This is a genomic window from Moraxella sp. CTOTU47915, from assembly GCF_031986685.1.
In the GTDB taxonomy this organism is placed as follows: Bacteria; Pseudomonadota; Gammaproteobacteria; order Pseudomonadales; family Moraxellaceae; genus Faucicola; species Faucicola tetraodonis.
Genome location: NZ_DAMAAE010000001.1, coordinates 462,048 through 476,759 on the forward strand (window position 1 = coordinate 462,048; position 14,712 = coordinate 476,759).

Consider the following 14,712-nt stretch of genomic DNA (forward strand, 5'->3'; position numbering starts at 1 on the left):
CCCTACTATAAAAAAAATTGGACTGTAAAAAAACTGTTTTAAGCGTGGCTGACGGCATTATTTTTTTGTGAATACATTAACCAAGAAGCATAACAGCATCGTCACCATAATCACCGGCAAGGTATTGCCGATATCGAGTGGATGGGCAAGCCAATAACGGTACAAGCAAAAACCAATCGCCCAGACAATCAAATTTTTGACATTAAAACGCTGTTTGATACCGGTATTTTTTAAAATAAAAAAGTCCACAATTTGAATGGCTGCCATTGGCGCAAAAACTGAGCCTAAAAAGTATAAAAATTCAGTGATATCATCCATGGGAAACAACATAGCTGCGATAGTACAGATGAGGGTAATGCCAATTGCCAAGCCTTTTTCTGGAAGTTTTTGCCACAGCGAGACACCCGACACGCCTGCCGAGTACGCATCCAAAAACGTGGTTGTCACCGTCGCGAGCACAATCAACAATAACCCAGTCATGCCCAATCCAAGCTGTAACAGCATTTGGGCAAAATCCGACGTTTGGGTATACAACGCCATGCCCAGTCCAATCGCATACATCCACGCACTCATCACCCCATAGCTCACGGTGCTCACAAGTGTCGCTTGCAAAGGTCTTTGCGCATTGCGAGTATAATCACTCACCAGTGGCAACCACGACAACGGCATAATGACCGCGAGCTCCACCGCTGCCCCAAAGCTCATCGCTGCTGCCACGTCTTTTGTCGCTGCCACATCCCCAGCGCCTAACTTAAATAATTTAAACGACAAAATAAGCGTTAACATAAATAACCCAGCTACCGCCAACGCATTGATTTTGCCAAAGAAGCGGTTGCCCATCCACAGCCACAACACAATCAGCGCACCAATCACGCCACACCATGCCGCTTGTCCGATAGCCCAAATCCCATTGACCGCCAATGCCCCATCATAAATCATGATGGCTGTCCAGCCGACCAACTGCACAACATTTAGCAAAGCAAAAAGCATCCCACCTTGAAAACCAAAACTACCCTTCACCGTTTCCATGGCGCTTTTGCGTTGGGTTGCCCCAATATAGCCGACTAAAAAAAATAGCACGCCGCCTATCATATGCCCAATGACGATGGCTAACAAGCCACGCTCCCACCCCAATGGCGCAAGGTAGGTGCCCGTCAAAATCTCAGCGATTGACACAGCTGCCCCTGCCCAAAGCAAGGCATAATGGCTACTTGTGGTCTGACTGCCAGTTTGGTGAGTGGTTTGTGCGCTATCCATGGTTATTTTCTCAAGCTTCAAAGAAGCTGATTTTATCATTGTTAACAACAGTAGTTGAATAAAAAAAACCCCAAATCTTTCAATTTGAGGTTTTTAACTTTATCTAATTGTCAGTCAATAAAACATTAGACCATCAAGATTAGATTTTACCTACTAAATCTAGGCTTGGTTTTAAGGTTTCTTTACCTTTTTCCCATGCCGCTGGACATACTTCACCGTCGTTGTCACGCACGTATTGAGCGGCTTGGATTTTACGAATTAAGTCTTTGGCAGAACGACCGATACCTAAGTCATGAATTTCTGCCACTTTGATTTTACCGTCTGGGTCTACCAAGAAAGTACCACGAAGCGCAGCGTTGTCTTCTTCAATCATCACGTTGAAGCCGCGAGTGATTTTACCAGTACCATCGCCAAGCATTGGGTATTTTACTTTAGCGATTGCAGGTGACGCATCTGCCCATGCTTTGTGTACAAAATGGGTGTCTGTCGATACCGCATAAACTTCCGCGCCTAATGCTTTGATTTCTTCGTAATGGTCTGCCATGTCTTCAAGTTCAGTTGGGCAAACAAAAGTAAAGTCATGTGGGTAGAAGAAAAACACTGCCCATTTGCCTTTAACGTCATCTGATGATATTTCTTTGAATTCACCATTCACATATGCTTGAGTTTTGAATTCTGGAATGGTTTGGTTGATAATTGCAGCCATGGATTTTTCCTTATATAAGCTATTGTTGTGATTAAAATTTAGCAACATCACCACTTGGCAAAACCAAATCAGTGAGTGCTATATTGATAACACAAATTTGATGTCATTGGCAACCTAGCTTTTTAGGCTTCTAGCTTGTTAGGCTATAGTCGGTTGCTGTTTTTTACCCATCAAACGTTGTTATCGATGGGTTTATCTTAGTACAATTTAAGATTGAGTCTAGTTTAAAGTTTTTAATTTATTGATTAATTTTTTAAATTAACCTTGATAATTTTGCCTTATAGTTTCAATCTTTAGGCTATCTTGTAATTATTTTGAAAGACTCGATAATGAATTCAATACCAAAACCAAATTAATGATAGATTAAAAAATATTCCACTCGTAAAAGCACACAAAAATGGTAAACTAAATTTGAAATGATTCGGTTGATTGAAGTTTTTAGCATGCATCTTTTGCGTGTTGTTTGCTAGGGTAGCCGTCAGTTTTTTTACCTTTTTATCTTTTTATTTATCTTTAACTAAAACGCGTTAGCGAAAATTTTACGCTATTTTAAAGGTTAAAATTCAAACCATGATTACATTACGACAATTAGAATTTGCATTGGCAGTTGCCAAATACAAGCATTTTAAACGGGCAGCAGAAGAGTGTAATATCTCACAATCTGCGTTAAGCTTAGGGATTGCAGAGCTGGAAAAGCAGCTTGATACCCAAATTTTTGAGCGTAACAACAAACAAGTGCTAATCACCCCGATTGGGGAGGAAATTCTTGAGCGAGCCACGCGGATATTTGCCGAAGTCAATGATTTGGTGACCCGCGCCCAGACGCACCAAACCCCACTCGCCTATCCGATGACAATTGGTATCATCCCAACCATTGCGCCGTTTTTGCTGCCCAAGGTATTGCCGCTACTGCGCCAACAATTCCCACAGTTTCAGCTCAATGTGGTAGAAGAACAAACTGAGCGACTGCTTGAAAAAGTCCGTTATGGCGCGATTGATACCGCCATTATTGCGCTGCCTTACAATACTGACGGCATGCTATCATTTGAGTTTTGGTCAGAGACGTTTTTGGCGGTATTTGCTAAAGACAGTAAACACGCCAACTTACCCAGCATCAATGCTGATGAGTTAGCTAACAGTAACTTGATGCTGCTAGGCGAAGGACATTGTTTGACCGATCATGCGCTATCGGTGTGTCATCTGGATAAAAGCCGCGTCAAACACGCCTTTAGTGAAGCGAGCCTACATACGTTAATTCAAATGGCTATCAGCGGTATGGGCACCACGCTAGTCCCGCAAATGGCAGCTGGGCAAGTGCGCCAGCAAACTGCCAATGTGTCGTTAGTGCCGCTCAATGAAGCCGGTCCGCATCGCCGCTTGGCGTTTGTCACCCGTCTCAACTATGCGCGGGTCGATGATGTTAATCTATTGGGTCGCTTGTTTGCCCAAGGGTTACACGATAGCGAATCGGCGTCTGCGCTAGCCACCGCAGACTCTGAGTCCATGACTTCAGCGAAGCCCGCCACAGAGGCATAATTTTTTATGCTCACTTTATTACATACATCAGATTGGCATTTGGGGCGTAGGCTTTATGGTAAGCCACGCTACGATGAATTTAAGCAGTTTTTAGACTGGCAGTTACAGACGCTGCGTGAGCAAAAAGTCGATGTGCTACTGATTGCAGGGGATATTTTTGATACCACCGCACCCAGTAACCAAGCGCAAAATTTATATTATGATTTTTTAAGTCAAGTTTGCGATACCGATTGCCGCCATGTGATTATCGTAGCGGGCAACCATGATTCAGCCAGTTTTTTGGAGGCACCCAAACAGCTACTCAAAGCCTTTAACATCCATATCATCGGTAGTATGACAGATACGCCGACTGATGAAGTGATTACGTTATCAGATAAAGCAGGGCAACCTGAGCTCATTGTCATGGCAGTGCCCTACTTGCGTGACCGTGATGTGCGAACCGTCGGGCATGGCGAACGATTGGATGATAAAGAACGCAAACTTGCCCAAGGCATCAAAACCCATTATGCACAGATTGCCGATATTGCCATTGCGCAACAAGCGCAGCTGCAAGCCAAATATAAGCGTACCATCCCGATTGTGGCAACAGGGCATTTATTTACCGTCGGCGGGCAAACGATGGAAGGCGATGGGGTGCGTGATTTGTATGTCGGCTCACTCGGTAGTATCGGTGCAGAGATTTTCCACCCACAGATTGACTATGTAGCGCTTGGGCATTTACATATCCCGCAAGTGGTTGGCGGACAACCACACATCCGTTACGCTGGCTCACCCATTGCCATGGGTTTTGGTGAAAGTCGCCAGCAAAAACAAGTGCATTTGCTGCGATTTGATGCCAAGCCTGACTTACTGTCTCAGCCATTACAGACTTTAACCATTCAAAAAAAACCGCTTGTCTCTGCGCCAACCCCTGTCAAAAAACGCAAAAGTGTGAGCCATACGTCGATGGATTTATTTGCAGATGAAGCGTTGCCTGAACCATCCATGCTTGGCGCGATAAATACAGAGGCTGATATTGAAGTAGCTATTGACGCACAAGCGAGCTATAAAGCAGGATATGATACACCCAGTGCTCATCTAAGTGGGCAACCTAATGGACAAATTATTGGGCAACCTTACAATATTGCCAAGCTTAGCGATACTACCCTCTTGCAATCGCTGCCTGTTCCTGTGTTCCAACCCATACACACGCTCAAAGGCGATTGGCAAACCATCAAAACCAGTTTATACAGCCTAAAAAACGCCCAACAATCGGTTTGGCTTGAAGTGGTGTATGATGGGCAAGAAGTCGTGGGTGATTTATCAGAAAAAATTGCAGAACTGGTTAAAGACTCTAGGCTTGAAGTACTACGCATCAAAAATCAGCAAAAACGCGATCAAGTGATGCAAAGCCAGCGCATGGATGAGTCACTTGAAGAGTTAAACCCGACACAAGTATTTGAACGCTGCCTAATTGCCCATCAAGTGCTAGAAGAGCAAAAACCCATGCTATGGTCAAGATATACTGAAGTGCTTGAAAGCTTGCAAGGGGGGCAGCAATGAGAATCTTAAAGCTACGCTTTCAAAACCTTAATTCATTGCAAGGCGAATGGGAAATTGACTTTCGTCATGCCGCGTATGCCGATGAAGGTATTTTTGCCATTACAGGCTCGACAGGGGCGGGTAAAAGCACTATTTTAGATGCCATTTGTCTTGCCTTATACGGTGCGACGCCACGCTTGGGTGAGATTACCCAAAGCAAAAATGACCTCATGTCACGCCATACCGGCGAATGTTTGAGTGAAGTGATTTTTGTCACCAAAAGTGGCAGTTATCGCTGTACTTGGCTACAAAAGCGCGCTAGAAAAAACCCCGAAGGCAACTTGCAATCGCCGACGCACGAAATCGCCCCTTTTACCGATGATGCTGCAGATTTGCCACCGCTTGAAACCCAAACCAGAAAAACTAGAAAACTGGTCGCTGAATTCACCGGCATGGATTTTGACCGTTTTACCCGTGCCATGCTACTGGCGCAAGGCAGTTTTGCTGCTTTTTTGCAAGCCAATAGCGATGAGCGCTCCAACCTGCTCGAAGAAATCACCGGCACTGAAATCTATGGCGATATCTCAAAAAAAGTACACGAGTTTAAAACCCAATCAGATGCTGAACTTAAGACGCTTACCGATCGCTTATCAGGCATGACGGTGTTATCTGATGAAGAAGTACAAAGCCTAACCTCACAAAAAAACGCCCTAATTGACATCGTCAATGAAACCCAAACCGCCTTGACTAAAATCGAGTCTGATAAGCTATGGCGACAAAACCTTGACGCCTACACGCACCAAATCCATAAGCTTAAGCAGGAAGCACGCGACCTTGCCGAGCAAGAAAGCCAATTTGCTCCACAAAAAACCCGTCTACAGCGCGCACTAAAAGCCCTTGAAGTGTCGGGTGATATTAAAAAACTTGATTATCAGCGCGATTTATTGACTGCACAGCTCAGTGAGCTTGCGGGTTACCAACACCAACTACCCACCGCCGAACGCAATTACCAGCTTGCTCAAAAAAACCAAGATGAGCGTCAAGCACAAGCCCAGCAAACCGAAAACGACTGGCAACAGGCCCAAATGTTATTAAACCAAGTGCGCAAGCTTGACACTACCCTTGGGCAAAAAAATCAGTACGCTCAAGAGATTGCGCAGCAGTTGTCACAGCTTAGTGAGCAATTGGCGCATAATGCCCAAAGCATTGATAGTCAGCAGCAGCAGCTTGTTAGCCAGCAAACACAGCGTGAGCAGTTCATCCAAGCGCAGCAGCAAATCCCCCAGGCAACAACCTTGCCTCAAACATTGGCCTCCCTTACCCAACTACAGGAATCTAGCCAAGCACTCAGTGAACAAGCGCAGGCTTTAGTCAGCCAGCAGCAGCAGCTACAGGGTGATTTTCAGCACAATGAGCAGCAAGCCAGCGCTCTGCAATCACAGCTCACGCAGTTGCAATCACAAATTTCTGAGCATCGACAAAACTTAGAGAGCCAAACCAGTCACTTACATCATCTGACACAAGGGCAGTCGGCAGCAGCATTGCGACAGCAGGTTGAAATTTATTGGCAAACCGACCAGCAGCTTGCCGCCATGCAAAGCGATGTGCAGACTTGGCAAACCAACCTACAACACTATCAGCAATTTGTGCAGCAATTAGCCGATGGTCAAACTCAATTGGCTCAGATTGCTAGCCAACGACTAACTAGCGAGCAGCAGCAACAAGCCGCCGAGCAGACTGTCGAATTATTAAATCGCAACTTGATTTTATTGGCAAAAATTCAAAATTTAACCGAGGAGCGCGATAGATTACGCCATGGCGAACCTTGCCCGCTGTGTGGCTCAACCGCACATCCTTTCGCCACCCATAAGCCCTACACGCCCGATGATACAGAGCAACAATTAGCGATTGCCAAACAACGGCTTGATGACATCAATTGCCGATTACAGCAGTTATTGCTTGAAGAGCATGCACTCACAAATAACCAGCAACAGCTCAATGAGCATTTACAGCACTTAGAGGCACACAACCAACGTTTATTAAATCAATTACAGCTTGCCAGCCAATACCTTATACATGCTAAGCCTGTACAACAGGCAATTGAAACATTACCGTCCGTTACAGCCTCTAACGCTGATAATGATATAGACCACCAAGCCGTTCAAACATTGGCGACGACAATCCAGACTGAAAAAACCAACAATCAGCAGGCTTTGGTAGCACTGCAAGAGTCACTGACGCAAATCGAAGCCGTACAATCCGAGCAGCAGCAAACCCAGCAGCGATTAGCCACATTAACCGAGCAATACCATGATGTTTTGCAGCAACAAACCCTGCTACACAATCAGCAGCAACATCGCCAAGACAGAATCCGCGATATTGATGCCCAGCAATTGGTTATCGCCGATAAGCAACATCAAGTAATGCAGCGCATTGACACGTTGCTGATGCCGTTTGCAACGCGCGAACGCACTTTTAGCTTTGATACCACACAGGATGCGAATGCCCAATTAAATCAGCATATCGATACCCTTGCGCAACTTTTACAGCGCTATCAAGGATTAGAAACTAAGCTTAGCCATATCAATGACACCATCACAGGAATTGAGCAAGCGCTCACCCGATTGGTGGCAGACCAGCAACATCTAACCCAAAATCAACGCCAAGTCCGTCAACGACAGCAAGCATTGGCGCAAGAAATTAGCGAGCTACAGGCGCAGCGATATGCCTTGTTTGGCGAACAAGCGGTAGACATCGTCTCTCACGCGTTAATCCAAGCAAAAAATCAGGCTTTGCAGGATTATCAAGCCAGCCAAACCGCCTTTCATGAGCAGCTAAGTCAGCTGCAGATTTTGCAACAACAGATTGCATCTTTGACCACTAGCACCACCCAACTAAAAATTGCCCAGCAAACGCTACAAGCCGATATTCAGCAGCGTTTTGCGACATTGGGTTTTGTAGATGACGCCGATTATCGCGCTGCGGTGTTGGTTGATACCGAGCGAGAACGCTTACAACAGCTTGCCAGTCAACTCCATGATAGCCAGCAGCGCAATCATAACCTACTCTCTGAAGCCAAACGCATACAGCAGCAGTTACTCGATCATCCCCAAACTGCGCTGTCACTTGAACAATTGCTCGATGCGCTTGGGCAATTGCAACAGCAATTTAGCGAGCAGCAAAAACAATTGGGCGCCGTTGAACAGCAGCTAGCAGCCAATGAAGCCCTTAAACAAAACCAACAGCAACTATTAGATGCCATCAACCAACAGCGCAACCATACCGAAGAATGGAAGGTTTTGCATCAGTTGATTGGTTCAAGCGATGGCAAAAAATTCCGTAACTTTGCCCAAGGCTTGACCTTTAATATCATGGTTGCCCATGCCAATGAGCAGCTCAAAAAAATGAGCGACCGTTATTTGCTGATAGCTGATAGCGAGCAGCCCTTGATGCTCAATGTGATGGACAATTACCAAGGCGGGCAAATCCGCACCAGTAAAAATCTATCAGGCGGTGAGAGTTTTATTATCAGCTTGTCGCTTGCATTGGGACTGTCAAATATGGCCAGTCACCGCATGCAAGTAGATTCGCTGTTTTTGGATGAAGGCTTTGGTACGCTGGATGAAGAAGCACTCGATGTAGCGCTCGACACCCTAACCAACCTACAGCAATCGGGCAAGCTAATTGGGGTGATTTCCCATATTCAGGCGCTGAAAGATAGAATCAGCAGTCAAATCCAAGTAGTGCCGCAAATAGGGGGCATCAGTAAAATTATCGGTGCCGGTATTACCAAGATTAGTTGACGCAGTCTAGGTTTGGTTAAGCTAAATTAGAAGCTAATATAGTGAAAACTAAATTATAGTTAACAAGGACGTTCGTGGTAAGCTTATTGAACCTATAAAAAATGATACCTGAAGAGATAGGCTCAGGGCGAACAACGGTTATTATAGTAAAAACTGAATTATATCGAACAGGATCGTTCGTGGTAGGCCTGTCGAACCATAACGACCGTTACCCTTAGACAAGCTCAGGGCAAATGGTGCTTGTTATAATTTAGGATTCACTATATAATGTCAGATTCACTATAAGCTAAGCGGCGCGGCAAAACCATCATAACAACCGATTCATCTTGCTGTCATGTCATGGGTTCATACTACTGTTTAGATCAATATTTACCGCTCGCTTAATCAAAACCTAAGTGCGCAGTGTTATTTATGTCAACTCATAAGGGCAACACGATGTTAACCAAACTTTCGCAGCTTTTAGCACAAGGGCGCTTTGTTTCCCCTGTCCCTGCCGTGGTGGTGCACCCTACTACCGATATCATCTTGCAATCTTGTATCCAAGCACATCAGCACCACATCATCACCCCGATTTTGGTCGGTCCAAAACATAAAATCGAAAAAGCCGCTACTGACGCCAATTTAGATATTTCAGGCTTTACGTTAGTGGATGCTGAGCATAGCCACGACGCGGTTGAAATCGCCGCAAAAATGGTTCGTGAACAGCAAGCCGACTTTATCATCAAAGGTTCAGTGCATACCGATGAGTTAATGGGTGTGCTGATCGATAAAACCCAAAACCTACGCACCGAGCGCCGTATGAGCCACGTGTGGTTAATGGAAAGTCCCACGTATCACAAGCTTTTGACCTTGACCGATTGTGCACTCAACGTGGTGCCAGATTTGCTGACCAAAAAAGACATTTTGCAAAATGCGATTGATTTTGCGCACGCGCTAGATATTGAGCAGCCTAAAGTAGCCATCTTGGCAGCGGTTGAAGAAGTCAAACCGCAAATGCAATCGACCATTGATGCCGCCGCGTTATGCAAAATGGCAGACCGGGGGCAAATCACCGGCGCCTTGCTTGATGGACCACTAGCATTTGACAATGCGATTAGCCAACATTCTGCGGATATCAAACATATCCACTCACCTGTCACGGGCGATGTCGATATTTTACTGGTACCTGACTTAGAAGCGGGCAATATGCTAGGTAAACAGTTAATTTATTTGGGCGAAGCCAAAGCCGCTGGTATTGTCATGGGTTCAAAAGTGCCGATTGTGTTGACCAGCCGTTCGGATGACGAACTCGACCGCCTGTATTCTATTGCCCTTGGCGCCTACGTTGCGCAAAAGCGTAAACAAGCTTGATGTTAATTCAGGTTACTTGAGATTAATTGAGATTACTAGCATGAACGATTCTGTCATGAGGCATATTGACTTAACTCACCCGATCGCGGTGACTTTCAACGTGGGTTCAGCGACTATCAAAATGGCGGCGTACGACACGGCTAAGGCAGTCGACTCATCCCCCCTTGCGTGGTCCCCCTTGTTTGATGTCAATATCAACCTAAAAACCAAAAACAAAGTCTGGCACTCCATGCCACAATCTTTGTCTGACTGGGAACCCCAAGATAGCCTGACAGACACCGCGGTAAGCCTGTTTACTCGTGTTAGACAGGCCTTTCCCGCGCGTGACATTGTCTGTATCCACCGAGTGGTTCATGGTGGCAAACGCTATCATGTTCCTGTGGTGATCAACGAGACAGTGATGGCGCATTTGGTGGAGTTATCACCGATTTGTCCGCTACATCAGCCTCCTGCCCTATCTGTGGTCAACGCGCTGCAAGCCATGGATAAAAACCTGGTGCACATCGCTGCCTTTGATACCGCCTTTCACTACCATCGCCCAGAGATTTGGGCTAGCTATGCGCTGCCAAAATCTCTGCGCGATCAAGGCGTGCGCTGTTATGGCTTTCATGGTTTATCGTATCAGGCGATTATGCGTAAACTTGAAACTTATCTCCCAAAGATTGCCAAAAAACGCTTAATCATCGCGCATTTGGGTAGTGGCTGTAGTATCACCGCGGTCGACAATGGCGAGTCGAAAGACAGTACCTTTGGCTTTAGTGGATTAGATGGCGTACCAATGGGTACCCGTCCGGGTCATTTGGATTCTGGGGTGATTTTATATATGGTCGAGCAAGGTTGGACGCTCGAGCAAATGAACCAATGCCTATATAAAGAGTCGGGCTTGCTCGGTTTATCTGAAATTAGCAATGACGTGCGTGATTTGCTGGCTAGCGATGACCCACGCGCCAAATTTGCACTAGCGTATTTTGCCACGCATGCCGCCAAAGAAATCGCAAGCCTGATGGTTAGTATGAAAGGCTGTGATGCGCTTATCTTTACCGCAGGTATAGGTGAACAGTCAGCGATTATCCGTCGGATGATTGTCGAACAACTCGATTTTTTAGGTTTTAGTTTGGATGCGGATAAAAATATCGATGGCCGTATTGATGTTCCGATTTTACGAATCAACTCAGACGATGACAAACAAATTTATGTCATATTGACCGATGAGCAACTTGAATTAGCTTTATCACTTGAGCATGCAATCACGATCGAAACTGATGCGTAAAAGCTACTAACTCTTTACTTATGTCCACAATAGCGCATCAGATATAACCGATTTTTATCTATTCCCTACTTTCATTGTAGGTTTGATTATGTTATTACAAATATTAACATAAATTATGATTGTTTTTTACTTTTAAGCGAGTAATAAGGTTTAATTTAGCATTTTTTCATGATATTGTAATATCAAGCAAACATACTATGCTTAAAGCTTATCACATTCATTTTAGTGATATTTTTGATTAAAAGATGGATTGTAATTTGGTGGTGTTTAAACCTTTCTTGTTTTTTCTGATAGCCTAATGAGGTCAATTATGAACAACGATTTTATGGATAAAATGAAAGATAGTTCACGTCAACTGTATGCACCATGGTCACGCTTCAACCAAGCGATGTTACGAAATGCAGAAAAAATGACAGACTTTTCTTTAGAAACAATGCGTCATTACTCAGAAATGGGTTTGGAGCAACTTCGCAATGTTTCTTCTGTTGATTCTCCAGAAGCAGCTTCAAGCTTCAACCAAAAACAAACTGAACTGCTCAATCAATTGGGTCAAAAAATGTTGTCAGATGCACAACGTTTGACTGAGCTTGGCAACGAAATCCGTAATGAAGTCATGTCAGCGATGAACGAAATCTATAGCCAAAATGCATCCAGCATGCAAGATGCCATGCAAAGCGCTGCTAGCAACGCATCAAAAACGGCAGAAGACTTTAACCGCAAAGTAAACGAAAACATGCACAAAGCGGCAAACCAAATGTCAGAAGCGGTTAAACAAACCACCCAAAACATGAACAAAGCTGCGACTAACGTGACTGCTGCGGCAACTCGCACCGCTAATGATGTAGCACAAACACAAAATAGTGAAGCGGTAAAACCTGCAGCAAAAACAAACCCTGCGGCAAAATAATTAGTTTGATGCATCGTAGTCATTCTTAAAACTGTATCATTTATAAATAGCTATTTATGTTTTACCTGATAGATGAATGGCGGCTTATGAATCTATAAAAGTGGTGGATTAGACAGATGCCTAATCCACCATATTTTTAAGTAAGCGTGCGTATTCACAGCGAATTCTTATCAAGAACATTATAATAACGGGATTTATCATGGCAGACAATAAAGACACCCAATATCAAGGAGCGAACGCCCATTCCTCAAGCGACAATGCTTCAAATAGCGCTTCAAATAGCAATACTTCCAACACCCAAGGCGCAGAGAATAACAATACCAATGCTTTTGGCTACACGCCATTTGCCAATTTTCCCTTTGGCAATAATGTATTTGGTTTGGGTAGCAATCCTTTTAACAACTTTGGAACCAACGCCTTTAATCTGCCGCAAAATCCGCTGGATTTTTTGAGTAAAACCAATCCGTTTGCTCACATGGCCTCTAGTATTCCGCCTTACAATCCTGCGGTTGGTGAATTCTATAGCGAATTTTTTGGCAATATGACCAAACTGAGCCAACAGATTGCACAGCAATCGATGCGTGCCAACCAAGCGCCGCAGTATACCAATACCTCCATCATGATGGATTTAATGGATGGCTGGCGTAAAATGGGTCAAATGGTAACCAATCACCCAGGCACGATGGTCGAAGACCAATTGCAGTTGTTTAGAGACCAAATGCACTTGTGGCAAAACACACTGCAACAATTTGCCGGTAAAAAAATCGACCCAGTGGCAAGCCCGGAAAAAGGCGACAAACGGTTTAGTGATGAAGAATGGGAAGACAATCCTATTTTTAACTTCCTAAAACAGTATTATTTATTAACTACCCAAGCGATGATGGATGCGATTGATGGGGTTGAAGGCATTGATGAAAAAACCCGTCAACGTTTGGCTTTTTTTACCCGCCAATGGATCAATGCAGTAGCCCCAACCAACTTCTTATTGACCAACCCTGAAGTACTACGTTTGACCATCGAAAGTCGGGGTCAAAACCTGGTTCAAGGTATGAAGCAGTTGGCTGAGGACATGGGTAATAGCGCCGATACACTCAACATCCGTATGACTGACCAAAGCGCGTTCCGGGTGGGCGATAACATCGCTACCTCAAAAGGCAAAGTGGTATTTGAAAACCATATGATGCAGCTCATTCAGTACGAGCCTTCAACCGAAAAAGTAAAACAACGTCCGTTGTTGATGGTGCCACCATGGATCAACAAATTCTACATCATGGACTTACGTGAGAATAACTCGTTTGTGCGTTGGGCAGTCAATGAAGGTCATACGGTTTATGTCATCTCTTGGGCCAACCCGACCCCAGAGTACAAAAATGTTGGCATGAGCACTTACATGAAAGACGGTGTGCTTGCAGCGATGGACCAAATTGAAGCCATCACGGGTGAAAAAACCATCAATATCACAGGTTACTGTATTGGGGGTATGTTGACCGCATTGACACTAGGCTACCTTGCCGCGACCAAGCAAGAAAGCCGCATTGCCAGTGCGACACTTTGGGCCACCATTATTGATTTCTCAGATCCAGGTGATATCGGCGTCTTTATCGATGACAAAATCGTTGCGGCGATTGACAAGCAGAACGCCGACAAAGGCGTGTTTGATGGGCGAATGATGGGCGTGTCATTTAGCCTACTCCGTGAGAACAGCCTATACTGGAACTACTATGTCCAAAACTACCTCAAAGGTGAGCGTCCTGTACCTTTTGACTTGTTATACTGGAACTCAGACTGTACCAACGTGACTGCTGCCCTGCACCATTTTCTACTGCGTGAGTTCTATATTAACAACTTGCTGCGTAAACCGGGTGGGGTTGAAATTGACGGCGTGAAAATTGACTTATCAAAAGTTAAAACCCCTGTGTTTATGGTCGCAACCTTGCAAGACCATATCGCAAAATGGAAAAGCTGTTACCCAGGCACGCAAGTATTTGGCGGTGAAAAAGTATTTGTGTTGGGGGAATCAGGTCATATTGCGGGTATCATGAACCCCCCAGGTAGTAAATATGGCTATTACACCAATGATAACTACACTGCGGACGCTGACCAATGGTACAAAGACGCCACCTATGTTAAAGACACCTGGTGGACAAGATGGCATGACTGGATCAAACCGTTTGAGGGCAACGAACTCAATGCCCGTGTTGTCGGTCAAAATAGCCAAGGTAAAGAAATCCCAACCTATGGCGATGCCCCTGGAAGCTATGTCACGGTCAAAGCGACTGAAGCCTTAACCGGTCATAACTTTGCAGAAGCTTACCGTTCACAATTACCACCGGTATAATATCTCGTTATTACACAACATCCC

The 14,712-nt window shown here is 44.8% G+C and carries 9 protein-coding genes; 7 read left to right on the forward strand and 2 right to left on the reverse strand.

The window, feature by feature from the left end:
• Positions 1 to 57 precede the first annotated feature (57 nt).
• The gene (cytX, locus tag RTL34_RS02085) at positions 58 to 1,257 is read right to left on the reverse strand and encodes a putative hydroxymethylpyrimidine transporter CytX (protein WP_312114171.1); all 1,200 of its coding nucleotides are present in this window, start codon (positions 1,255 to 1,257) and stop codon (positions 58 to 60) included.
• Between the two features lie 139 nt (positions 1,258 to 1,396).
• Positions 1,397 to 1,963 carry an alkyl hydroperoxide reductase subunit C gene (gene ahpC / locus RTL34_RS02090; protein WP_076774574.1) on the reverse strand — a complete coding sequence of 189 codons (567 nt, stop codon included), beginning with the start codon at positions 1,961 to 1,963 and terminating at the stop codon, positions 1,397 to 1,399.
• A 570-nt stretch (positions 1,964 to 2,533) separates the two neighbouring features.
• Between ahpC and RTL34_RS02095 the strand changes: the two genes are divergently transcribed.
• From RTL34_RS02095 to phaC, 7 genes are all read left to right on the forward strand, one after another.
• A complete protein-coding gene (locus tag RTL34_RS02095) occupies positions 2,534 to 3,499 on the forward strand; it encodes a hydrogen peroxide-inducible genes activator (protein WP_312114172.1) in 966 nt (321 codons plus the stop codon).
• 6 nt (positions 3,500 to 3,505) lie between these two features.
• A complete protein-coding gene (locus RTL34_RS02100) occupies positions 3,506 to 5,041 on the forward strand; it encodes an exonuclease SbcCD subunit D C-terminal domain-containing protein (protein ID WP_312114174.1) in 1,536 nt (511 codons plus the stop codon).
• Complete coding sequence (locus RTL34_RS02105) at positions 5,038 to 8,823, forward strand: SbcC/MukB-like Walker B domain-containing protein (RefSeq protein ID WP_312114176.1); 3,786 nt, start codon at positions 5,038 to 5,040, stop codon at positions 8,821 to 8,823. Before RTL34_RS02100 ends, RTL34_RS02105 begins: the two co-directional genes overlap by 4 nt.
• Positions 8,824 to 9,258: 435 nt before the next feature.
• Complete coding sequence (locus RTL34_RS02110) at positions 9,259 to 10,173, forward strand: bifunctional enoyl-CoA hydratase/phosphate acetyltransferase (protein ID WP_309593290.1); 915 nt, start codon at positions 9,259 to 9,261, stop codon at positions 10,171 to 10,173.
• A gap of 40 nt (positions 10,174 to 10,213) precedes the next feature.
• Complete coding sequence (locus RTL34_RS02115; RefSeq protein ID WP_312114178.1) at positions 10,214 to 11,443, forward strand: acetate/propionate family kinase; 1,230 nt, start codon at positions 10,214 to 10,216, stop codon at positions 11,441 to 11,443.
• A 310-nt stretch (positions 11,444 to 11,753) separates the two neighbouring features.
• Positions 11,754 to 12,350, forward strand: a complete 597-nt coding sequence (locus RTL34_RS02120; protein WP_312114179.1) for a phasin family protein — start codon at positions 11,754 to 11,756, stop codon at positions 12,348 to 12,350.
• A 199-nt stretch (positions 12,351 to 12,549) separates the two neighbouring features.
• On the forward strand, positions 12,550 to 14,688 hold the full coding sequence (gene phaC / locus RTL34_RS02125) for a class I poly(R)-hydroxyalkanoic acid synthase (protein WP_312114181.1): 2,139 nt from the start codon (positions 12,550 to 12,552) through the stop codon (positions 14,686 to 14,688).
• The last annotated feature ends 24 nt before the right edge of the window (positions 14,689 to 14,712 follow it).